This is a genomic window from Leuconostoc falkenbergense (assembly GCF_014634805.1).
Classification (GTDB): domain Bacteria; phylum Bacillota; class Bacilli; order Lactobacillales; family Lactobacillaceae; genus Leuconostoc; species Leuconostoc falkenbergense.
Genome location: NZ_BMBS01000004.1, coordinates 21,586 through 44,715 on the forward strand (window position 1 = coordinate 21,586; position 23,130 = coordinate 44,715).

A 23,130-nucleotide genomic window follows, 5' to 3' on the forward strand; every position below is an offset into this window, starting at 1 on the left:
CTTATGAAGAATTTTTGTTATTTTCTTGTTAATTTGGTAGAATAAATGATATATCAACTGGAGGATTTTTTTATGACGGAAAATGAGCAACTCACTAGTTGGCAGAATCAGCTTGTAAAAATTATTAATGATTTAAATACACCACACACGCTTGGTGGGATTACTAATGAGGCAAATCGCAAACATGATTCTTTTTTGGCGCGCCGTGCTTTAGATAATTTGATTATTTTGAGTGAAGAAATCAATATTGCACGTGAACAGCAAAATGATGTCAAGTAAAAACCCTTGACATAACTTACGAGTAGTGGCATAATTATCTAGTAGAATAAATGTGTATAAACACAAAGATAATTGGAGGACTACCACATGGCAGTTAAAATTCGTTTGAAGCGTATGGGTGCAAAAAAGCGTCCGTTCTATCGTGTCGTTATTGCTGATTCACGTTCACCTCGTGACGGTCGTTTTATTGAAACAGTTGGTACTTATAACCCAATCGCACAACCTGCTGAAATCAAGTTGGATGAAGACAAGATTTTGTCATGGTTAGGCAATGGTGCACAACCATCTGACACAGTTCGCAACTTGTTGAGCAACGCTGGTATTTTGGCAAAGTTTAATGACTCAAAGTCAGGTAAGAAGCCAGCTGCAAAGTCAGCAAAAAAGGCCACTACTAATCCTGCTACTAACAAGCCAACAGAAAAGAATACAGTTGCTGAAATCAAAGCATATTTGGATGCACAAGGTACTGAATATCCATCTTCTGCAAAGAAGGCTGATTTGTTAGCACTTGTTTAATTCAAAAAGTTAAAAAATGTTGCCATTAATTTGGCACATTTTTTTTTTGCCAAAAAATAGATTTTGATTTGTGACAATAGCTAAAAAACTACTGTTTCCAACCACAATTGCAGGTTATTTCTGTTAAAATAGCAGTAAATACTAAAAGGGGATAACAACGCATGGCATTTTTACAAGTTAATTATTATTCGCAGGTTTTGGGAATGGATCGACACATGAATGTGATTTTACCTGAATTATCTGATCACAATCCGAGTTGGACACCCGAAATGTTGCAAGATATACCAGTATTGTATTTGTTACATGGCATGTCTGGCGATCAAGATATTTGGCAGCGTCGTACGTCAATTGAACGATTAGTTCGTCAAACAATTGTGGCTGTTGTGATGCCTTCCACTGATTTGGCATGGTATACGAACACAACATATGGCTTGAATTATTTTGATGCGTTGGCAGAGGAGTTGCCCAAAAAAGTAGCCTCATTATTCCCACAACTATCAACAAAACGCGAAAAAAACTTCGTTGCTGGCTTATCAATGGGTGGTTATGGTGCCTTCAAACTTGGATTAGGAACCAATCACTTCAGTTATGCAGCTTCATTGTCAGGCGCGTTAGTAGGAGAACCACAATTTGGCGCTATACCTGATGAGACGACGCAAGATTATTGGACAGGTATTTTTGGTGATTTGGATAAATTTGTCGGTTCGGACAATGACTTGCTTGCGTTAGCTAAAAAAAATACCCAAAAACCACAGTTGTATGCTTGGATTGGTGAACAAGATTATCTAAAACCAACTAATGATGATTTCATTCCAAAGTTGCGCGATTTAGACTATGATATCACTTTTGAAACGGCACCCGGTAAGCACGAATGGTATTATTGGGATAAAAAAATTGAGCGTGTCTTAGAGTGGCTACCAATTAATTATGTACCTGAAGAAAGGCTAAGTTAATGACGCTCAATATTTTAATGGGGCGTGCTGAGCATGACATGCGTGGTGACATGTTGGTTGATATTCAAAAACATCTCCAAAAAAATGCTAGTTTAACCATATATTATATTGTCCCTAATCACGTTAAATTTGACAGTGAAGTTGATGTGCTTCAACGTTTTTCTGTAATCAATGGTCATAGTCAGGCGCAACGTTATTCGCAGAGTCGGCTGCAGGTATATTCTTTAACACGGCTGGCTTGGGCCCTCATGAAAAATACACCGACAAAGCAGCCGGAAACAGTTTCGACAGCCGGATTATTTATGCTGGTGACTGATATTTTGCGAGAGAAAGCAAGCCAATTACCAGTTTTTGCACGTCTACAAGCCAAGAGTGGTTTTGTAACAGCTTTAGTAGCGCAACTGATTGAGCTACGTGTCAGTCGTATATCACCTCAAGATTTGCTTGATATTGTTGCCAAATCTGCGGATAATATTTTTTTACGACAAACTTTAAACGCTAAACTTCGTGATTTGGCGATTGTCGCTGAAGCATTCGAACAAAAACTAGGGCAACAACGAATAACTGCACAAGAATCTTTGTTGCATTTTGTCGGGGAATTGAATGACTTAGAACTGTCAAATACGATGTTTTATTTTGATGGTTTCAATGGTTTTACAAGTGCGGAACAAGCTGTTGTGAATGCTTTGATTGCTCGTTATCCGGTGACAATAGCACTTCTGGGTGATATATCAAAATTAGGGACACAGCAAGCTGGAGATGTTTTTTTTAAGCCGATGACAACTGCCCAACAGTTGATTGCATGGGCATCAAGCAACCAACAATCAGTGAATACTCGTAGTGCAAGCACTTTACGAAAACTATCTTCCGCTAATTATCAAGTCTTATCAGCATGGGAAAAGTTAGGGGAATATCGTTCATTTCAAGTGACCGATGATAAAACTGCATTCAAGGCTTTTGTAGCTGAAACGCCGATTGTGGAAATTCAGGAGGTAGCCAGACGCATCAGGCGCGCTTTACAACAGGATCCGTCGTTACATTTAAGGGATATTTTGATTTTAGCCCGCGATTTGGGACCCTATCAATCACATATTCCAGCCGTGATGGCTGCATTTGAGCTGCCCTTTTTTCTGGATACTGATGTCACAATGATGAATCATCCATTGGTAGAGCTGATTCTAACACTTTTGTCACCACAAAAATTTAATTATCAAAATGTATTAGCAATTTTAAAGACAGGTTTGTTGTGCCCAACTATCGATGGCAAGTCTGTTGCTAGTGATGAATTTTTTGATATTGTAGGTTATTTGGACAATTATTTATATGCTTATCGACCCTATGAGTCCACTTGGCGTCGGTTTGATCGGCCTTTTCAACTATTCCAAGTGACTCGTGATAATGATGAAACAGAAATTTCACAAGATCAAAAAATTAATCAACGGCTCGAGTTTTTGCGTCGCTTTGTGGTTAAATCGTTTGATCAGTTAGATGATGGCCTTAAAAAAGCAACGACATTCCGTCAAGCAGCTACTGCGTTGATTGAATGGCTACAAAAAAATCATGTTGTTGATGTTTTGATTAATCAACGCGATAATTTAATGGCGCAAGGGGATTTAGTACACGCCCAACAACACGACGAAGTCTGGCAGATGTTTAGCCAGACATTAGATGATATGGTTAGTTTTAAAGGCGATGATGATTTCGTTTTGACGGACATGGTTGATATTTTGGTTGCTGGCTTTTCCGGTGCTAAATTTTCAGGCATTCCAAACAGTCTAGACCAATTAACAATATCTGAAGCTGGAATTGTGCAAAGTACGAGCTATCGGGAATTATTTTTTATTGGCGGTACGCGCCAAAACTTGCCGGCACAAACTAAAACAACAGCTTTAATTAATGATGCCGAACGAACAATGGTTATGCCAGACTTACAGTCAGGCGACCAGCCACGTTACCTACAAAATACAGCGCAGCAGCAGATGGCCGAAGAAAACTTGTTATTTTATGGTAGCCTGATGTCAGCGACTGACCATATCACGTTATCTTACCCAATCTTGGATAGCAGTGGACAAATAGCAGAAATGTCGCCATTTTTCAAACGTTTGGTTGATACCTTTAGCATTGAAGTGATAACCGTCAGTGGACAGCCAGTTTCTAGTTCAGCCTTAATTAAACACTATATTGGAACGCCGCAAACAACGTTATCTGAATTAGTGAAAATTTTACCAGTTGCTAGGCAAACTTCTGCGTTTAAATCATTGAAATCCTTGCTTGAAACCACGGTAAAATCACGACTCACTCGTGTTTTTTCTGCACCAAATTATCAAAATAAGCCAGTCCAATTGCGCCCAGAATTTGTGGCAGCACTATTTGGCGAACAGTTAAATGTCTCAATTTCTCAATTAGAAAGTTACTATCATAATCCGTATGCTTACTTTTTGCAGTATGGGCTGCATTTAAAAGAACGCACAACAAACACACTAGACGTGGCGCAAACAGGCACACTCTATCATGCTATTTTTGAAAAGGTGTTAGCGCACCTCATTCAAAATAATTTAAGTTTGCGTGATTTGACCAGCGATGATATCAAACATTTGGTGTCCAAACAAATGGGGCAGTTAATGACGTCGCCAGTTTTCGAAATACTCACCGAAAATGGTAAAATGCGTGCTACCAGTGAGTATTTGACACGTGTTAGTGACATTCTATTATTGAATTTGCAAGCAGCGGCACGTGAAAACACGAGTCGGCCATTAGCGGTTGAACAATTATTTGGTTTTCCAAAAGCTTCTTTGCCAGCATTACAGTTGCCAAAAATACATGTCCGTGGTAAGTTGGATCGTTTAGATTTGCAAGACAGTGCGGGTGAATTTGGGACAATTATTGACTATAAATCAAATGGCAAACTATTTAGCTGGGCACAAGCTTATGATGGTTTGCAAATGCAATTGTTGACTTATTGGGATGCTGCGCAGCAAAGTGCTAATCAACTCGGTTTTGATAAAGTGGGTGGTGCTTTCTTTGCAAAAATTGTACCTGATAAGACATCATTAACGAGTAGCACGGACATTGATGCGCTGTTAGAAGGTAGAATTTTACCAGAAAACTTCAAATACCGCGGTTTATTCATTTCAGATTCAGCTTATGTTGATGCGCTTGCTGACATTGAACCATCAGAAAAGTCGCCACATTATCCACTGGCGCGTCTCAAAAATGGTGATTTAGGAAAATCAGGTGTTGACGCTGTATCACCTGAAGAATTTGAAGCACTCTTAAAACGGAATCGACAAAACATTGTGACAGCAGGACAACAAATATTAGCTGGTCACTTTCCACTTTCGCCAGTTGAGGGTGGTTTAACCTACTCACCATATCTTGATATTATGCGTTTTGATCGCGCGCTTGGTGACCGTTATCGTGAGCAAACCACGGGTGATAAGAATCGTATTTTAGAATTATTGAAAGATGAGGATGAATAATGGCGACCACATTTACAGCTAATCAACAACGCGCTATTGATGAAACAGACCATAATATTCTGGTGGCTGCCTCAGCCGGTTCTGGTAAAACAACAGTTTTAATTGAACGCATTATTCAAAAAATTTTGGCCGGGACGAGCGTTGACAATTTTTTAATTGTGACATTTACTAACGCCGCTGCTCATGAAATGCGACAAAGACTAGAGGTAGCCATTGAGAAGCGTTTAAAGACGGCAACTGGGAAACAAAAACGATTTTTACAAGAGCAGTTGTTGTTGTTGCCCGCAGCTAATATTTCCACTATTGATGCGTATGCTTTACGACTTATTGAAATGTACTATCACGTGATAGGCTTAGATCCACAATTCCGTCTTTTATCTGACACAGCCGAGCGTGAGCTGATGCGTCAAGATGTTTTAATAGAAGTGTTTGCTGAATTTTATGCGGAAGAAAATGACAACCACCAAGATTTTTTAGCCTTGGTCAACAATTTTGGTAATCCAAATCATGATGATGCGTTGCAAAATATTGTCCTAAAATTAGCGGATTTTGCGGAAGCACGAGCTGATGGCACGCAATGGTTAGAAAATTTACGCAATCCGTACCGTATTACTGGTGAACCGTTGGCGAAAACTGATTTATTTATCAAACACATCAAACCATTTTTGAAGGCGGATATCGCTGATTTAACGCAAAAAGTGCAGCAGATTCAGCTCGGTGCTGATGGTGTTGACGAATTACAAAAAACACAAGATGCTTTTGAAGAAATAGCGACATACCTGTCGTCAGTTGCTCAGCAGATTGAAAAGGGGTCTTGGGACGCATTGCAATCTGCTATTTTAGCGGTGCCAGCTGCTAAAATGAACACGCAAACCAAAGCAATTAAAGAAGATCCTGATCTGTCTGCATTGGTGGCCGCCGCGCGGCAAGTACGGACACAAGTCATTGGGTCAAAATCACAATTAAAGCCATGGTTGGAAGACTACTTCATATTAAACGAGTCGGCGTGGTTACGTGTTCAAGGGCTGGCCTTTCAATTAATTGACACGTTAGTTATTGTGACGCAATCTTTCCGGAAGTCCTTTGAGCAAGCAAAACGAGACGCGAAGTTACTCGATTTTCCAGATTTGGGGACGTTAGCCTTACAAATTTTATCTGATGACGTTACTAAACAAACGATACAAGGCCAATTTCAAGAAATTTTAGTTGATGAGTATCAAGATATTAACCAGCTCCAAGAAACTTTACTAACCAGTGTTTCCAACGGACACAACATGTACATGGTTGGCGATGTGAAGCAAAGCATTTATGGTTTTCGTCAAGCAGAACCATCATTATTTACTGCCAAGTACAAAAAGTTTGCACAATCGGGAAATAATGACAGTCGGATAGATTTGGCTGATAATTTCCGTTCACAAAACAATGTCACGCGTGTGACGAATTTAATTTTTACCCAACTTATGGATGAAACGTTGGGCGATATTGCTTACGTCGGGGATGCCAAATTAGTTCCCAAAGCTTCATATCCGGAGGAAGTCGCACCTGTCTTTCATCTTGATATCATAACCCAAGATAATGATGACGAAACGAGCGAAGAAGATACATTTGAAAAACGTCAAGCACAATATGCCTTACTGGCCAACAAAATATTAGCTTTACGCGGTACAACTATTTATGATCACAAAGCTGAGCCAGCGGGAATGCGACCGGTTGCCTATGGTGATATTGCAATTTTAACGCGTTCTAAAACTGGCTATATTGATTTGGTCGCGACGTTGCGACAAGCAGGTATTCCAGTCCAAGTGGATGGTGTTGGTAATTATTTTCAGGCTATGGAAATATACTTGATGTTGGATGTACTACGTGTCATTGATAATCCACATCAAGATATTCCGTTAGTAGCAATATTGCGTTCGCCAATGTTTGAATTTAATGAGAATGATTTGGCAGCCATTCGGACGGCGGATCAGCAACATGATTTTTGGACAGCATTCAATCGCTATGCCAAATCAAACGAACAAGCTGAAAAAGTGATTGCATTGATTAACAAATGGCACGATATTGCGATTCAAAATGACCTCGTGACACTTATTTGGACCATTTATGACGAGACAGCTTGGTTGGATTATGTTGGGGGGATGGCGGGTGGTTCCCAGCGCCAAGCTAATCTACACGCTTTGTACACGTATGCGCAAAGCTACCAAAATAACACACATGCTGGGTTATTTCGATTTATTCGTTACATTGAACAATTGCAAAGTTCTGATGGCGACTTGGGTGAGGCACCACAAGAAGCTGACGCACAAGCGGTTCGTTTGATGACGATTCACGCGTCAAAAGGATTAGAATTTCCGATTGTCATGTTACCGGAAGCGGATAAAGCTTTTAACACCAAAGACTTGAATGGGGGACTATTAATTCAAAAAAATGCGGGTGTTGGTCTGGAATATTTGCAACCCGATGCATTGGTTACGATGCCGACCTTGCAGAAATTAGTTGTCAAACAAGCCTTAAAACGGCAAAGCTGGTCCGAAGAAATGCGTTTACTGTATGTCGCATTAACTCGCGCTGAGCAACAACTTTATATTGTTGGGACGATCAAAATTAAAGGTGAAGAGGGCAACGAAGCAATTAAAGCATTATGGCAATCAGCGAAGCAAACTAGCGGTCAATTTTTGTCAGAAAACTTACGATTACAAGCAAATTCATATTTGCAATGGTTGCTGATTAGTTTTGCACGAACTGAGAATCAAGTATTGGACGCGTGGTTAGGCGACGATAGTCTACCGCGTTTGATGGGAAATGAAACACCAACCAACGCAACAGCATCGGTTGCCATCATACCGCAAACAGATATTGTTGCGCCGAATATATCGTCAGAAAGCTTGTCTAATGAAACAGAACAACAAGATGATTACACAGCTGAAGACTATACTCAAGCTAAAGCATTGCTATCGTACCGATATCCCAATATGACAGCAACAAAAACGGCAGCTTATCAATCTGTTAGTGAAATTAAGCGTTTATTTGAAGATCCTGATCGCTTGAATATGAGCACACTGATACTTGATGAACAGGGCAATACACAAGCTGCTAATGCCTACGTGTCAGAGACCTTGCCGTTACCTAATTTTTTGAGTGATGGTCTGCAAAAGCCTTCAAGCGCCGCTATTGGCACAGCCACACACTTGTTGTTGCAACTGATTGATATAACGCAACCCATTGATGCTAAAAGTATTGACGATTTATTGACAAAATTAGTGGCTAGTGAACAAATTTTGCCTAGCGTGGCATCGCTGATACAAGTTGATGATATCTTACGTTTTGTACACACGCCATTTGCTCAAGAAATTGCAGCACATCAGCGTACGTTGCAACGAGAAGCCACATTTGCCATGATTGTACCGGCTAATCAAATTTATCAAGAAGTCAGTGACGACGCGCCTGTACTCATACATGGTATCATCGATGGTTATTTTGTTGACGAAGCGACTAAAAGCGTGACGTTATTTGATTACAAAACAGATTTTGTGCAACCAACGCGCCTTGCAGAAGGATTAGCACAACTAAAGCTACGCTATAAAGGGCAGCTTAATTTATATCAAGAAGCACTAGGACAAGAATATCCAGAATATAAAATAAACCCACCTAAACTGATTGCTTTGAGCGTGGGTGAGGTGATGGATATTGGGTGACTGTAAAAGTTCACAATTTAAGTTAATGAATTGTGATATTCTGAAGTGAGAAGGGATTAAAAATATGAAATATAGTGTTGGATTAGATATTGGAACGGGCTCTGTTGGTTAGGCTGTCATTGGTGAAGACTATCGACTGAAGCGCACAAAAGGCAAGAATTTGATTGGGGTACGCCTGTTTGAAGGAGCTGATACTGCTGCTGAACGACGTGGTTATCGTACTACACGCCGTCGTTTATCACGTCGTCGGTGGCGTTTGCGATTGCTGAATGATATTTTTGCATCGGAGTTATCTAAAATTGATGAAAACTTTTTGCCACGCTTAAAATATAGTTGGGTTAATAAAAATGATACTGATAATGTACACTTTGGTGTAGGGGTTTTTGATAATTCTGAACAAGAAAAGGCTTTTTATCAAGATTATCCAACAATTTATCATTTGCGCCAAAAGCTGATGACAGACAATCGACAACATGACTTGCGTGAAGTTTACTTAGCGATTCACCATATTGTTAAATATCGTGGCCATTTTTTGAATTCAGGTGAAATTAGTGCAAATAGTAGTTTTGATGCGCAAAAATTTCTGGAATTATTGCGTGAATTTGATAATACTTTTTATCCCGATGCTGTTAAGTTTTTAAACTTAGATCAATTGGATTTACCAGATAAAATTTCTTCTGAAATCAGTGATTCGAAAATAAGTAAAAGTGAACGAGTTGACAGGGTTTTGCAACATGTACAATTAGCGAACTCTGGTGCGAAGAAGATACTGAAAGCCATATTAAATGCTGTTGTTGGTAACTCAGTTGACAGTGTTGCTATGTTTTCGCTTAGTGATTTGGATAAGGAAGAAAAGAAAAAAATCAATCACCCTGTAACTGATAGTAAACCCTTTAAGTATTCTGATAAAGAGGTTGAGGCTAAGTTGGATGAGCTCTCTAATTTATTACAAGATGAGCAGAAAATTGAATTCTTGTCGTTGTTGAAATTATCTTTTGATGGATTAACTTTAAAAATGTTACTTGGTAACGCTAAATCTGTGTCTGAAGCGATGGTTGAACGTTATAAAGTGCACAAGGACGATTTAAAATTCATTAAGGAAAATATTTTAAATTCATTTAGTAAGGATAAGAAGAAAGAATTTGATAAATACTATGAGGCTCATTTAGCGGAAAAAGACGTTGATAATGTTGATAAGTATTTTAAGAAAATAATTGACGACTCGATAATTTCAAAGGATAAGAAAATTGAGTTATTGCAGAAAATTGATGATCATGATTTTTTGCCGTCACAACGAAGCAAAATTAATGGGGCTATTCCGCATCAACTACACCGTAATGAATTAGATAAAATTATTTCGCAACAAAGCAAATATTATCCATTTTTAGCCGATTCGTATACACAAAATGGTAAAACTGAAACAAAGCTCGCCGGATTGGTTAATTTTAGAGTGCCATATTATGTTGGTCCACTCGTTTCTAAAGAAAATGCTGATCGTAATAATCCTGACGGTGGGCAAAATCACTGGGTAGAATTTAAAGAAAATACTAGTTTATCTAATCTAACACCATGGAATTTTAATGAAATTGTTGATAAAGATAAGTCAGCAGCGAAGTTTATCGAGCGATTGACAGGAATGGATACTTACTTAATTGGTGAACCGACTTTGCCGCAAAACTCGTTGCTATATCAAAAGTATAATGTTTTGCAGGAACTTAATAACATCCGTGTAGATAATCACAAATTAGATGTGAAAATTAAGCAAGATGTTTTTGAACATTTATTTAAAACCCAAAATAGTGTTTCTGCTAAGGATGTTAAGAATTATTTAATTGCCAATGGTTACGCTGCGCCAAGTATACAAATCACAGGCTTATCAGATACGAATGAAAAAACTTTTAATAGTAAATTGTCTAGCTACAATTATTTGGTTGATAAGCTGGGTAGAACTTTTGTTGAGTCAGTCAAATCAGATGTCTTGGAAAAAATCATTGAATTGCAAACTGTTTTTGAAGATAAGACTGTACTGTTAAGACAATTATCAATGATTTCAGAATTAACATTGGCGCAAGCAAATCAATTAGCTGAAAAACACTGGACCGGCTGGGGACGGCTATCTCGCAAGTTGTTATCTTCAAAAGTAGTTGATGTTAATAAAATCACAAATTCGACATTTTATCCTGCAACAAGTAGACAAACTATCATCGACACACTGTATCATACACAACTTAACTTAATGGAAATCATTAATAATGCAGAGGACTTATATGGTGTTCGTCAGTGGATTAGTGAACAAAATAAAAGTGATAGTTCAGATACTAATGATGTCTATGATCAAATTCAAGAACTAGCTGGAGATAAAAAGATTAAGCGTGGTATTACGCAAAGTTTTCGAATACTTGATGATATTGTTAAGGCGATGGGTGGGGAACCTGAACGGGTTTATTTAGAATTTGCCAGAGAAAATCAACAATCTGGTGTATCTTTTTCTAGGAAAAATTTACTGTCAAAATTATACGAAAATGATTCTCTAAAACAAACATTCAAAGAACTTAAATCTCAACTTGAGAGTGAAACCAAAGAAAATCTACAAAATGATCGCCTATATTTGTATTATTTGCAACAGGGACGAGACATGTATTCCAATGATGAGTTAAATATTGATCAGTTATCTAGCTATGATATTGATCACATTATTCCTCAAGCTTACACCAAAGACAATTCGTTTGATAATCGTGTTTTAGTTTCATCAAAAGCAAATCGCCTAAAACGAATGCTTCTGTGGTACCCAGTGAAGTTGTCGAAAAAATGAAACCACTATGGTTACGAATGAAAGATCAAGGCTTTATTAGTAAGCGCAAATTTGAAAATTTGACACGTCGAGGTGATTTTTCAGAACAACAAAAAGAACGTTTTATTGCTCGAGCACTGGTTGAAACGAGACAAATCATTGTTAACGTATCTTCATTGATTGATTCTCACTTTAATCATACAAAGGCAGTTGCAGTCAAATCAAATATGACGACAGATATGCGCCATTATACGAAAGTGCCAAAAAATCGTGATATTAATGATTATCACCATGCCCATGATGCATTGTTCGTGGCAACAGTTGGTCAGTATATTGAAAATAAAGGCTTTATGAAAGCCGGAAAGTTATCAGATAGCGTCGGGAATGAGTATAATCGTTATACGAAAAAATGGATTGAAACAGCTCGTAAAAACACCAACTATGGTCGTGTTAATCCGTTTGGGTTTGTGGTCGGTTCTATGCAAACGGCAACCCGAGGCAAACTTGACTATGAAACTGGTGAACTGAAAGTTGTTAAAAATAACTATTGGTCAAAAGATGATTTAGATTACTTACTAAAAGTGGTGAGTTATAAGAAAATTTTAGTGACAACAAAGCTTCAAGATAATAAAGGTGCAATGTATGATGCGAATTTAATTAGTGCTAAAGGATCTGGAAAAAAGAAAGCACAATTACAAATTTCAAAGAGCAAAAATATCGACTTATATGGTGGATTTAATAAACTGCAGAATGAATATTCAGTTTTGATTTTAAACCACGATGAATACAGGTGGCTTTCTATACCAATGTATGCTCGCAATAGCAGTGAACAATATCTTCACGATAAATATCCTGATGCAAAAGTGATTTTGAACCATATTCTTGTGGGACAGCCAATATTATTAAGTAATAGTTCAGATCCACAAAAATCAAAGTTTGCTAGCTTGAGAATCGCAACAGGTGGAGATTATCATAATAATTTTGAATTTGTACCTAGTGTAGATGTCAAAAAAATATTGGATAATATTTATCTTAATCACTCAGTAACTGATGATGAATATAAGAAAGTTTTTGAGTCTTTGCTGGCAACATTACACGATAAGTTTGTGTTTGGCATTCATCAGGTTATGTACAACAAAATATTTGATAATAAGTATCTATTTGACAAAATGCCTGATGAAGCAAAGAGAAATGTTATAAATTCCTTACTAAAATTTATGAACATATCAAAAAATCAATTAGGTGCAGTAGGAAAAATTGGCGGTAAAGTTAACGGCGTGCTGTATGGATTCAAAACTGAAACAGAAAAAGGAACGAGTGCTGGTCAGTTAATAAGTAATGGTAAAATGCAGCCACATGACATATTCATTTTCCAGTCGCCAACGGGCATATTTGAAAGAAGAGTCACTGTAGCTGAGTTAGCTAATGTAATAAAGGATGAATAAAGATAAATCCCGTGTTGCAAAGGCAACACGGGATTTTATGTACGGCCATAGGGCCACTCGTAAAGAGTCAATAAGCTTGGCTGACGCCTTGCGTTACTTCAACTTTGTATGTCAGATCAATGGTTTCTATACCCTGAGAGATGACTAGTCTCTCTACGACTATTAAAGCATATTTTAGGAGCGAAAACAAGATGGCATGGCGAAATATCGTTATTACACAACATTGTAAGATTAAGTATAAGCTGAATCAGTTAGTTGTTCAAACTGACTCAGATGTTTATCAAATACCACTTGAAGACATTCAAGCAATTGTGATTACAACAACGCGCGCAGTCATTACAACATATGCGATTGCTGAAATTATTAAGAGCGGTATTAAAATTGTGTTTTCAGATCTTAACGGGGCCCCGATTGGTGAAATTAATGCTTATCATCTTAACAGTAATCGTAATCAGAATATTCATAAACAAATTGAATGGGGAACAAATGATAAAGCATTATTATGGTCAAAAATTGTGAAATGTAAAATTCAAAATCAAGTCGCATTACTTAATGAATATCGAGTGACAGATATTGAAAGTATCAATGCACTTTTGGCAACAATTGAAGTAGGTGATACTAGCAATCGTGAAGCAGTTGCAGCCAGATTATATTTCCCAAGATTATTTGGGAATGATTTTGTTCGTTCAGGAGAAAATATTGGCATCAACGATATGCTTGATTACGGTTATTCTATATTGGCGGCCGCGGTAGCAAGAGAAATTTCTGCTGCTGGGTATCTTACTGAGTTAGCAATTCACCATGAGGGTCCACATAACCACTATAATTTAGCTTCTGACTTTATGGAACCCTTTCGGCCAATTATTGACCGTACTGTTAAACGCTATGCAATGGAGGCACAATTAACAAATGAAATAAAATTTGAGCTAATTGATGTACTAAATCAAAGTCTAAACATTAACGGAAAAGAAATGTTGTTAACTCAGGCCATTGGTGATATTGTACGTACATCTGTTGGTTATTTAAATCATGAATCTGCTTTTCCAGATTGGAATTTTGAAATATGAGGTATCGTATCATGCGATTGATGGTAATGTTTGATTTGCCAGTTGAGACAAGTGAAAATCGGCGAAATTATCGTCAATTTAGAAAATTATTGTTATCAGAAGGTTTTTTAATGATTCAAGAGTCAGTGTATGTACGTGTCACGACAAATAAACAATCTGCAGCTTTACTAGAAAAACGTTTAGCAAAATCAGCACCGTCCGATGGGTTAGTTCAAACACTCATTATCACTGAGAAACAGTATGCTAGCATGAAATTTCTGACCGGTGAATCAAAACAAGATGTACGTAACACGAACGATAGATTGGTGATTATATGAAAATGACACTTTATCCCAATGAACCTATTATAGTTAATGAAGGCGTTACTTTTGTCAATTTCCAGACCGCCAGATATTATTGGCAATGGATACAGGAGCTACAAGTGGGAGATCAATTGATATTTAGTGAAAATGGTCAATTAATTTCCCTTAATAAAGCAGTACAGTACATTGGTGGCATTGAAAATAAAATTGATTTGAGTAAAATTTATGCTAAATCTATTTTGAGTCTTATTGCATGTCATGCTGATGAAGATAATTTAATGCAGCTAGCACGATATGATATGGCGATTAAAACGATTTTCCAACAAATACTTTTTGATAATGATTTACCTTTACGTATTGAACGAGAATGGGATTTTAATGAGTTGATCAAATCACAAAAGGTGCTAATTGATACTATCAATAGTGGGTCGGCATATGATAAAATAGTAGACGTGGTACGTATTATGTCTGACTTTTCAGAGCAGCGCATTTTAGTCTTTAATAATATACATCTCTATTTAAAGCCACTGGAAATTTTGAGTTTACATGATTTTAGCATGACTCACGGCATGAAAGTATTATCCCTTGGAATGGCTGCGTCACCCATCAAAAAAAATGGCGAGGCATACCACGAAGTCTTCTTTGATGAAGATTTTGTTCAATTTGGAAGTGACTAGCCAATGCGAACAGGTGGTCTGCTTCAGATGTATGTCAGATCAATGGGGCTTTATACTCTTTGTATCGCCGGTTGAATACCCCTTTGGCTTCAGATGTATGTCAGATCAATGGGGCTTTATACTCTTTGTATCGCCGGTTGAATACCCCTTTGGCTTCAGATGTATGTCAGATCAATGGGGCTTTATATATTATGGTAATAAAGACGCAGCAAGCCTACGCTTCAGATGTATGTCAGATCAATGGGGCTTTATACAAAACCATAGTTCCCCAAAACAATGCTTCAGCTTCAGATGTATGTCAGATCAATGGGGCTTTATACTCAAACTTTATATAACCGTTTTAAAAAGAGCTTCAGTGGGGCAGGCCAATAATATATTATCCGAATACTTAAAAACCCGCAATTATTTCAAATCGCAATCAAGTTTCAGTGGGAAGCATCACCCAAAATAATTTTTATTTTAATCCTAAAAAAGATTTAAATGAGATATCTATTACAAAAATTTAATGATATTATAAATGGTAACTAAACAGCAGTTTAGCAATTAATATTATCGCAGAATGGAGAAATATTATACCTGCATTTATATTTGCTATATTTTTAACAACTGTTATTGTCATTTTAATTCCCGATATACTTATTATTGAAGTTTTTGGCGGTTTTTTGTTGGTCTTGGGTATTGCTTATCTGCTATGGAAAGTCTTCGGTACTGATTTTAATGAAACAGAATCTGATACATGCAATTCACGAATACGTAAATTATTAAGCCAACTCACATCGCTTAAAGTTGAAAAAAATAAGTAAAACTATTTTGGCAAATAGGGTTAACTTTTAATGCAACAAAATTGTTGAATCATTACCATCATGATAAACTAAACATATGATTAAGTATGAAACAATTACATTTTTGGATGGTCATTTAACTCTTTTTGAGCATGATGGACATTTAGTTTTTATCAGTTTGGCAAACGATGGGGTAGCTGAGTTTCTGTCTGAATATCAGGGATATGAGTTAGAACAAGATACACTGCCGGTTGCGCAACTGTTCCACGAATATGAAAACGGTTTGCCAGTTGACTGGACGCGTGTGCCAATTGATTTTCTTTCGGGTACTGAATTTCAAAAATCAGTCTGGCGAATGCTTAATCAGTTCAAAGGCACATTGACTTATAGTCAATTAGCAGCAAAAGTCGGTCGTCCTAAGGCGATTCGTGCTGTTGCAAGCGCTGTTGGTAAAAATCCACTGCCAATTATTAATGCTTGTCATCGTATTTTGCCTAAAAGTGGTGGCGCTGGCAAATTTCAATATGGTACTTTAGTCAAAACCCAACTATTAACCCTAGAAGGCATTAAAATTGATTGACATGGAGTATAGGTTGTTACTTAAAAACCTGATACAATAGAGTCATGACTAATACAGATAATTTTTTTAAAGTTGGCACAATTGTTAATACGCATGGTATCCGTGGCGAAGTCAAAATTATGGCTATCACCGATTTTGCAGAAGAACGCTTCCAAAAAGGAGCGTCTCTTTTTATTGATACAAAACAAGGTCGCGTACCGGTAACAGTTAAATCCTCACGTTTACACAAAAATGCTTGGTTGGTACTCTTCGACGGTGTCAGCAATATTAACGAGATCGAAAAATACAAAGGTGATGACGTTTATGTAGAAGGTAATTCACGTCCAGAACTTGGCGATGATGAATATTATTATGATGAAATCATTGATAGTGAGGTTGTTGACTTATCAGGCAATCATATCGGTATCGTTAAAGAGATTATGACCACTGGCGCTAATGATGTTTGGATTGTTAAACGTGAAGGTCAATCTGATGCGCTCATTCCGCTGATTGATGATGTTGTAAAGGAAATAAACGCTGACGACAAATTGATTACCATTGATGTTTTAGAAGGGTTGTTAGATTAATGCGAATTGATGTTTTAAGCCTTTTTCCAGATATGTTTGCGCCAATGCGCCAATCCATTATCGGAAAAGCGATTGACAAACAAGCACTTGATTTTAATGTGACTGATTTCCGAGATTTTACGGACAACAAGCATAATAATGTTGATGATTATCCATTCGGTGGTGGTGCGGGCATGTTATTGATGCCACAACCAATTTTTGATGCGATGGCCGACGTTGAAAAAAAAGCCGGTGATAAGGGACATGTGATTCTACTGGATCCTGCTGGACGACAGTTTAATCACGCTGTTGCACAAGAACTGGCGCAATATGATCATTTGACATTTATTGCGGGTCATTATGAAGGCTATGATGATCGTATTCGTGAGTTAGTGGATGATGAAATTTCACTTGGAGATTATGTTTTGACTGGTGGTGAACTGGGTGCGATGGTTATTATTGATGCCACAGTGCGCTTCTTACCAGAAATTCTTGGTAACGCTTCAAGTGCTGATGATGATTCCTTTCAAAATGGACTACTTGAATTTCCGCAATACACTAGACCGGCAGACTTTAGAGGACGACAAGTGCCGGAAGTTTTAACTAGCGGTAATCATGCTAAAATTGCAGAGTGGCGTCTGAAAGAATCGCTACGACGGACCTACTTGCGACGACCGGATTTGCTAGAAAATCGTCAATTATCCGCACAAGAACGTGATTTACTCGATGACATTAGAACTGAAGAAATGACGGAAGGCTAAGAAAAATCTTAGCCTTTTATTTTACTTATTAATGAGAAAATATGGTACGGTACTAATAAGTAAAGTGGAGGAAGTGTATCACAATCGCTACTGATTGGGTGATATGCAACAATAAATCATGAAAATTGCAATTGCGGGTTTTGGTGCATTGGGTGCGCGAGTTGGTGTAATGTTGCAACGCGCTGGTCATGATGTAACTGGTATAGATGGCTGGGCAGAACACATTGCAGCAATCAACACTAAGGGATTGACTGTGACAGAGGATGACGGGTCATCTAAAAAATATTTTATTCCAGTCATGACATCCAAAGAAGTTACTGGTGAATTTGATTTGGTGATTTTATTGACGAAAACGCCACAATTGGATCGTATGTTAACTGATATTCAACCGCTTATCACAAAACAAACGCAGTTATTAGTCTTGTCAAATGGACTAGGTAATGTTGAAGTAATGGCAAAGCATGTGTCATCACAACAAATTATTGCTGGGGTAACTTTGTGGACATCTGATTTGGTTCAACCTGGTGAAATTCATGTGACCGGTACAGGCTCCATCAAGTTGCAAGCGATTGATCACGCAGATATTACCGCTGTTGTCACTGCTTTGAATGAAGCAGGGCTTAATGCTGAGGTATCCGATAATGTTGTAGAAGCTATTTGGCATAAAGCGGGCATTAATTCTTTCCTTAACCCATTGACAGTCTTACTTGATGCTAATATTGCTGAATTTGGCACAGCAGGGAATGGTATGGATCTTGCATTGAACATTTTAGATGAGATTAAGCAAGTTGGTGACGTGGCTGGCGTTAATGTCGATGTGAATAGTATTTTAAGCGATTTGTCGAATTTGCTAAAACCAGAAAACGCGGGTAATCACTACCCATCAATGTACCAAGATATTCAAGCTGGTAAACGAACTGAAATCGACTTTTTGAATGGCTATTTTGCTAAATTGGGACGTGAAAATCATATCGCCACACCTTTTAATGCACTTGTAACACGATTAATTCATGCAAAAGAAGATATTGAACGTGTTAAATTGGCCAAACAACAAGAAACCTTTGAAATTTGATGACAATTAAAGTAAAATTAGAATAAAATCATTTTACTTTTAATTTGTAAGGAGAAAATAATGGCAATTGAAACAGCAGTATTTGCAGGCGGTTGCTTTTGGTGCATGGTGCAACCTTTTGATTCGTTACCGGGAATTGAAAAGGTCCGTTCTGGGTATACAGGTGGACACACGGTTAATCCAACTTATGAGGAAGTATCATCACACACCACTGGTCATACAGAAGCAGTTAAAATTTGGTTTGATCCCGAAAAAATAACTTATGCAGAATTAGTTGAGATCTATTGGGAACCAACAGATCCAACTGACGCAATGGGGCAATTTCAAGATCGTGGTGATAACTATCGACCTGTTATCTTTGTTGCTGACGAAAAACAGCGCCAAATTGCCGAACAATCTAAAGCGAAATTAGCCGCGTCTGGCCGATTTACCGATCCAATTGTCACAACGATTGAAGATGTTAAACCATTTTATGAAGCTGAAGAGTATCATCAAGAATTTTACAAGAAAGATCCGACTCGCGAAGCGCTTGAGATGGAGCAACGATTAGCTTTCAAACTAGCTAATTGGCAACAAGATTAACAGATTGTTAGGATACTGAAAAACAGTGAAAATGAGCGGAGACGCTTTTTTTTTGTTATAATTGATTTCGTTATGAACGTTAAAAGGAAAGCACGCCGTAGGTAAAAAAACATGCAACTTGAATTTCTTGGAACTGGGTCTGGCCAGCCATCTAAATTTAGAAATGTGACTAGTATTGCTTTACGGTTACTGGATGAACGAAATGCTGTCTGGCTTTTTGATGTTGGGGAAGCCACACAACACCAAATTTTAAAAACGACAATTCGACCACGCAAGGTTGAAAAAATTTTTATCTCTCACTTACACGGGGATCATATTTTTGGCCTTCCTGGTTTTTTGAGCTCTCGCTCTTTTCAAGGTGCTGATAAAAATGAACCATTAACGATCTATGGCCCTAAGGGCATTAAAGATTTTGTCCAGACTGCTTTGCGTGTTTCTGAAACACGCTTGTCTTATCCTATCAATTATGTGGCTTTGCAGGAGGGAATTATTTTTGATGATCCGACTTTTCAAGTGATTGCCGCACCTATGCGTCACCGCATTGAAACTTGGGGATTCCGCGTCGTTGAAAAAGATCATCCAGGAGAACTCTTGGTTGACAAGTTACGTGCTGAAAATATACCTTCTGGGCCCATATATGGGCGATTAAAAGCTGGTAAAACCGTGACATTAGCTGACGGACGCACGATAAGCGGACTGGATTACATCGGGGAAACACAAAAAGGACGTGTCGTGACATTGATTTTAGACACGCGGCCCAATGATAATATTGCTTTATTGGCCCATCATGCTGATGTATTAGTTCATGAAAGCACTTATGGTGCCAGTGATGAAGAATCAAAGATGGCGAGAGCACACGCTCATTCAACTAGTATTAACGCAGCTAATGTGGCGAAAAAAGCCCAAGTTGGCAAGCTAGTGCTAACACATTTATCAGCACGATATGTTGGTCCATTGGTCAAAAATCTCATTCAAGATGTGCGCAAAGTATTTCCAAACACGTATGTTGCACGAGATTTGGATGTGATCGAAATTCCATTTAAGAAAGAAATTCATGAGTCAAAGTAACTGGCATATGTTGCCAAAACCAAATGACAAAGTTGTTAAGCAACTGGTGTCACAATTGAATATTAGCCAACTTTCCGCGATGATTGTTGCGCAAAAAGGTTATGATTCGCCTGAGGCTGCTTTTCAGTATTTAAAGCCTAGTATGTCTACGCTCCATGATCCGATGGCGCTCCATGATATGGCGATCACAATTGAACGTTTGCAGGAAGCCGCGTTTGGCGGAGAAAAAATTGTTGTATATGGCGATTACGATATGGATGGCGTTACTAGTTCAGCCATCATGGTCGAGGCACTAGAGGTTTTAGGCGCTGATGTGACGGCCTATATTCCAAACCGCTTTTCTGATGGTTATGGCCCTAACCTAGCGGCGTACCAAAAACTAATTGCAGACGGTGCGCAGCTAATTGTGACAGTTGATAATGGTGTTAGTGGTCATGAAGCTGTTGAATATGCAATGGCGCAAGGGATTGATGTCATTATTACTGATCATCATGAATTACCCACAAAACTGCCAAACGCTTTTGCAATTGTACATCCAAGACATCCTGAAGGGAACTATCCATTTGGTGATTTGTCAGGAGCTGGTGTGGCATTCAAAGTGGCGCAGGCGTTACTCAGTGATGGTCAAACTGCCGCTGATATTTCTGAGCTACCCACAGAACTTTTAGATTTGGTGGCATTAGGCGAATTAGCAGATATGGTGTCACTAACCGACGAAAATCGTGTCCTTGTTGCGCTTGGTTTGCATCAAATCAATCAAGCGCCACGTCCAGGCTTGAGTGCCGTTTTAAAGAACGCTGGGCAAAAAGATAATGAACCAGTGATTTCAGAAACAGTCGGCTTTAAGATTGCACCACGCATAAATGCGGTGGGACGACTTGGAGATGCTGATTTATCATTAAAACTGTTGATGAGTCAAGATCCAGATGAAGCCACTACCTTAGCTTCTGAGGTTGAAGCATTGAATGCTCAGCGACAAGAAATTGTTGAGGAAGTTTTGGGCGCAGCGAAACAAGTTGCTTTGTCAGATAAATATCAGCAAGATAAAGTGATTATTGTAGCAGGGGATAATTGGCACCAAGGTATTTTGGGAATTGTTGCTAGTCGATTGGTTGATATGCTCCAAAAACCAGTGATTGTTTTGAGTTTAGTTGATGGTATTTATAAAGGATCGGGCCGAACATTTGGTGATTTTGACTTGTATCAATTGATGAATAACTATCGCCATTTATACGAAACGTTCGGTGGGCACAAAAGTGCTTTGGGTTTGGCAATAAAGCCAGATAACTTAAAAAAGTTAATTGAACAAATACGATCACAAAATAATCAAATTATTGTGAAACCTGAGCCAATTGATGTCAATTTAGTTTTGCCACCTGAAGCGATGACAACTGAAATTTATCATGATTTGCAAATGATGGAACCATTTGGAACAGATAATCCACAGCCTGTCTTTGCTTTGAAATCACCAAGTGTTGTTAGTGCTGTCACAATAGGCAATGCTAAACAACATATCAAGTTAAAATTACAAAATAATGTTGAGGTACTTGGTTTTAATCACCCTGACTGGTTGCCGGTAGTCGCACAGCCTAATGGTCATGCCATGGTTGGTACGTTAGGTTTGAATTATTTTCGAGGCAAAAAAACATTACAATTATTATTACTTGATGTTGATTTACCGGTTCAAAAAGATGATAATGAAGAGCATAAAAGGTTTTTTGCAAGTTTATATAAATTTATTTATCACAATCAAACCTTGAATTTTGCCGAAAATTTGGATAAAATTGCCAAACAATTCAATATTAGCAAAACGGACCTAAATATTATGGTGCAAGTGTTTATCGAGTTAGATTTTGTGTCGGTACATGACGGTTTTGTCAAAATTAACCCAAATGCCGCACAAAAATCGTTAACGACTTCCAAAACATATCAAAAATATTTAGCTGGTCGATAATTTAGAAAGTATGAGCTTTGGCTCAGAGAAAAAGAATGACAGTAGATTTACATGATTACGTTGCAACAGTAGAAAACTTTCCTGAACAAGGCGTTAATTTTCGTGACATTTCACCACTGATGGGGGATGGCGTTGCTTACAAACAAGCGGTTGACGCGATAGCAGATTTTGCCAAGCAATTGGATGTTGCTTTAATTGCAGGTCCTGAGTCGCGTGGCTTCATTGTCGGGTCACCATTAGCCTACACTTTGGGAATTGGTTTTGTTCCAGCGCGCAAAGGTGGCAAACTTCCGCGTAAAGCTGTCAGTGCCTCCTATACACTTGAGTATGGTGGCGTCAACGAACTTGAAATTCATGAGGATGCTATCAAACCAGGTCAGCGTGTTTTGATTGTTGATGACTTACTCGCTACTGGTGGCACAATTAATGCGACACGAGAAATCATTGAAAAATTAGGTGGTATTGTTGCCGGTGTTGCTTTCATTATTGAGCTAGAAGATTTACATGGTCGTGAGAAGATCATGGAAGCAGGGGAAGTACCATTTTTAGCGTTGATGGAATATTAAAAGTTTCAAAAATGGG

18 protein-coding genes and 1 CRISPR repeat array are annotated in these 23,130 nt (G+C 38.1%); all 18 genes read left to right on the forward strand.

The annotated features are described in order from the left end of the window. The first annotated feature begins 72 nt into the window (after nucleotides 1–72). The 18 genes from IEU71_RS01650 to IEU71_RS01735 all read left to right on the forward strand — a co-directional run bounded on the left by IEU71_RS01650 (nucleotide 73) and on the right by IEU71_RS01735 (nucleotide 23,114). The gene (locus IEU71_RS01650; protein ID WP_004914739.1) at nucleotides 73–279 is read left to right on the forward strand and encodes a hypothetical protein; all 207 of its coding nucleotides are present in this window, start codon (nucleotides 73–75) and stop codon (nucleotides 277–279) included. An 87-nt stretch (nucleotides 280–366) separates the two neighbouring features. Further along, entirely contained in the window at nucleotides 367–795 is a 429-nt protein-coding gene (rpsP, locus tag IEU71_RS01655) for a 30S ribosomal protein S16 (RefSeq protein WP_004914736.1), read from the forward strand. Nucleotides 796–956: 161 nt separating this feature from the next. Continuing rightward, on the forward strand, nucleotides 957–1,748 hold the full coding sequence (locus tag IEU71_RS01660; RefSeq protein WP_036068186.1) for an alpha/beta hydrolase: 792 nt from the start codon (nucleotides 957–959) through the stop codon (nucleotides 1,746–1,748). Beyond that, complete coding sequence (locus tag IEU71_RS01665; protein WP_080534211.1) at nucleotides 1,748–5,227, forward strand: PD-(D/E)XK nuclease family protein; 3,480 nt, start codon at nucleotides 1,748–1,750, stop codon at nucleotides 5,225–5,227. Before IEU71_RS01660 ends, IEU71_RS01665 begins: the two co-directional genes overlap by 1 nt. Continuing rightward, on the forward strand, nucleotides 5,227–8,922 hold the full coding sequence (gene addA, locus IEU71_RS01670) for a helicase-exonuclease AddAB subunit AddA (protein WP_004914727.1): 3,696 nt from the start codon (nucleotides 5,227–5,229) through the stop codon (nucleotides 8,920–8,922). The genes IEU71_RS01665 and addA overlap by 1 nt, the downstream gene beginning before the upstream one ends. A gap of 160 nt (nucleotides 8,923–9,082) precedes the next feature. Continuing rightward, entirely contained in the window at nucleotides 9,083–11,734 is a 2,652-nt protein-coding gene (gene cas9 / locus IEU71_RS01675) for a type II CRISPR RNA-guided endonuclease Cas9 (protein WP_004914726.1), read from the forward strand. Continuing rightward, nucleotides 11,731–13,158 carry a type II CRISPR RNA-guided endonuclease Cas9 gene (gene cas9, locus IEU71_RS01680; protein WP_051000484.1) on the forward strand — a complete coding sequence of 476 codons (1,428 nt, stop codon included), beginning with the start codon at nucleotides 11,731–11,733 and terminating at the stop codon, nucleotides 13,156–13,158. The genes cas9 (IEU71_RS01675) and cas9 (IEU71_RS01680) overlap by 4 nt, the downstream gene beginning before the upstream one ends. A 191-nt stretch (nucleotides 13,159–13,349) precedes the next feature. Further along, nucleotides 13,350–14,225, forward strand: coding sequence for a type II CRISPR-associated endonuclease Cas1 (gene cas1, locus IEU71_RS01685; RefSeq protein WP_004914722.1), 876 nt, complete (start codon nucleotides 13,350–13,352; stop codon nucleotides 14,223–14,225). Nucleotides 14,226–14,236: 11 nt separating this feature from the next. Next, entirely contained in the window at nucleotides 14,237–14,542 is a 306-nt protein-coding gene (gene cas2 / locus IEU71_RS01690; RefSeq protein WP_004914720.1) for a CRISPR-associated endonuclease Cas2, read from the forward strand. Next, nucleotides 14,539–15,204: a type II-A CRISPR-associated protein Csn2 gene (gene csn2, locus IEU71_RS01695; protein ID WP_036067090.1), complete on the forward strand. Its 666-nt coding sequence runs from the start codon at nucleotides 14,539–14,541 to the stop codon at nucleotides 15,202–15,204. The genes cas2 and csn2 overlap by 4 nt, the downstream gene beginning before the upstream one ends. A gap of 20 nt (nucleotides 15,205–15,224) precedes the next feature. After that, nucleotides 15,225–15,523: direct repeats of the CRISPR family, unit length 35 nt; unit sequence GCTTCAGATGTATGTCAGATCAATGGGGCTTTATA. Nucleotides 15,524–16,083: 560 nt separating this feature from the next. Further along, the gene (locus tag IEU71_RS01700; protein WP_004914714.1) at nucleotides 16,084–16,566 is read left to right on the forward strand and encodes a methylated-DNA--[protein]-cysteine S-methyltransferase; all 483 of its coding nucleotides are present in this window, start codon (nucleotides 16,084–16,086) and stop codon (nucleotides 16,564–16,566) included. A gap of 44 nt (nucleotides 16,567–16,610) precedes the next feature. Beyond that, a complete protein-coding gene (gene rimM / locus IEU71_RS01705) occupies nucleotides 16,611–17,132 on the forward strand; it encodes a ribosome maturation factor RimM (protein ID WP_004914712.1) in 522 nt (173 codons plus the stop codon). After that, the gene (gene trmD, locus IEU71_RS01710; RefSeq protein WP_036068191.1) at nucleotides 17,132–17,872 is read left to right on the forward strand and encodes a tRNA (guanosine(37)-N1)-methyltransferase TrmD; all 741 of its coding nucleotides are present in this window, start codon (nucleotides 17,132–17,134) and stop codon (nucleotides 17,870–17,872) included. The genes rimM and trmD overlap by 1 nt, the downstream gene beginning before the upstream one ends. Nucleotides 17,873–17,990: 118 nt before the next feature. After that, on the forward strand, nucleotides 17,991–18,944 hold the full coding sequence (locus tag IEU71_RS01715) for a ketopantoate reductase family protein (RefSeq protein ID WP_004914706.1): 954 nt from the start codon (nucleotides 17,991–17,993) through the stop codon (nucleotides 18,942–18,944). Between the two features lie 60 nt (nucleotides 18,945–19,004). Next, on the forward strand, nucleotides 19,005–19,526 hold the full coding sequence (gene msrA / locus IEU71_RS01720) for a peptide-methionine (S)-S-oxide reductase MsrA (RefSeq protein ID WP_004914704.1): 522 nt from the start codon (nucleotides 19,005–19,007) through the stop codon (nucleotides 19,524–19,526). A 111-nt stretch (nucleotides 19,527–19,637) separates the two neighbouring features. Continuing rightward, complete coding sequence (gene rnz / locus IEU71_RS01725) at nucleotides 19,638–20,594, forward strand: ribonuclease Z (RefSeq protein ID WP_004914702.1); 957 nt, start codon at nucleotides 19,638–19,640, stop codon at nucleotides 20,592–20,594. Beyond that, entirely contained in the window at nucleotides 20,581–22,548 is a 1,968-nt protein-coding gene (recJ, locus tag IEU71_RS01730; RefSeq protein ID WP_004914700.1) for a single-stranded-DNA-specific exonuclease RecJ, read from the forward strand. Before rnz ends, recJ begins: the two co-directional genes overlap by 14 nt. Before the next feature lie 35 nt (nucleotides 22,549–22,583). Then, a complete protein-coding gene (locus IEU71_RS01735; protein WP_004914696.1) occupies nucleotides 22,584–23,114 on the forward strand; it encodes an adenine phosphoribosyltransferase in 531 nt (176 codons plus the stop codon). Nucleotides 23,115–23,130: the final 16 nt, after the last annotated feature.

Excerpts from the sequence above, each read along its gene's own strand:
- cas2 (WP_004914720.1), top strand. The coding sequence starts at position 14,237 with ATGCGATTGATGGTAATGTTTGATTTGCCAGTTGAGACAAGTGAAAAT.
- IEU71_RS01660 (WP_036068186.1), top strand. The coding sequence starts at position 957 with ATGGCATTTTTACAAGTTAATTATTATTCGCAGGTTTTGGGAATGGAT.
- addA (WP_004914727.1), top strand. The coding sequence starts at position 5,227 with ATGGCGACCACATTTACAGCTAATCAACAACGCGCTATTGATGAAACA.
- cas1 (WP_004914722.1), top strand. The coding sequence starts at position 13,350 with ATGGCATGGCGAAATATCGTTATTACACAACATTGTAAGATTAAGTAT.
- trmD (WP_036068191.1), top strand. The coding sequence starts at position 17,132 with ATGCGAATTGATGTTTTAAGCCTTTTTCCAGATATGTTTGCGCCAATG.
- IEU71_RS01735 (WP_004914696.1), top strand. The coding sequence starts at position 22,584 with ATGACAGTAGATTTACATGATTACGTTGCAACAGTAGAAAACTTTCCT.
- IEU71_RS01700 (WP_004914714.1), top strand. The coding sequence starts at position 16,084 with ATGATTAAGTATGAAACAATTACATTTTTGGATGGTCATTTAACTCTT.
- recJ (WP_004914700.1), top strand. The coding sequence starts at position 20,581 with ATGAGTCAAAGTAACTGGCATATGTTGCCAAAACCAAATGACAAAGTT.
- IEU71_RS01665 (WP_080534211.1), top strand. The coding sequence starts at position 1,748 with ATGACGCTCAATATTTTAATGGGGCGTGCTGAGCATGACATGCGTGGT.
- cas9 (WP_051000484.1), top strand. The coding sequence starts at position 11,731 with ATGAAACCACTATGGTTACGAATGAAAGATCAAGGCTTTATTAGTAAG.
- IEU71_RS01650 (WP_004914739.1), top strand. The coding sequence starts at position 73 with ATGACGGAAAATGAGCAACTCACTAGTTGGCAGAATCAGCTTGTAAAA.
- csn2 (WP_036067090.1), top strand. The coding sequence starts at position 14,539 with ATGAAAATGACACTTTATCCCAATGAACCTATTATAGTTAATGAAGGC.
- rimM (WP_004914712.1), top strand. The coding sequence starts at position 16,611 with ATGACTAATACAGATAATTTTTTTAAAGTTGGCACAATTGTTAATACG.
- IEU71_RS01715 (WP_004914706.1), top strand. The coding sequence starts at position 17,991 with ATGAAAATTGCAATTGCGGGTTTTGGTGCATTGGGTGCGCGAGTTGGT.
- rpsP (WP_004914736.1), top strand. The coding sequence starts at position 367 with ATGGCAGTTAAAATTCGTTTGAAGCGTATGGGTGCAAAAAAGCGTCCG.
- msrA (WP_004914704.1), top strand. The coding sequence starts at position 19,005 with ATGGCAATTGAAACAGCAGTATTTGCAGGCGGTTGCTTTTGGTGCATG.
- rnz (WP_004914702.1), top strand. The coding sequence starts at position 19,638 with ATGCAACTTGAATTTCTTGGAACTGGGTCTGGCCAGCCATCTAAATTT.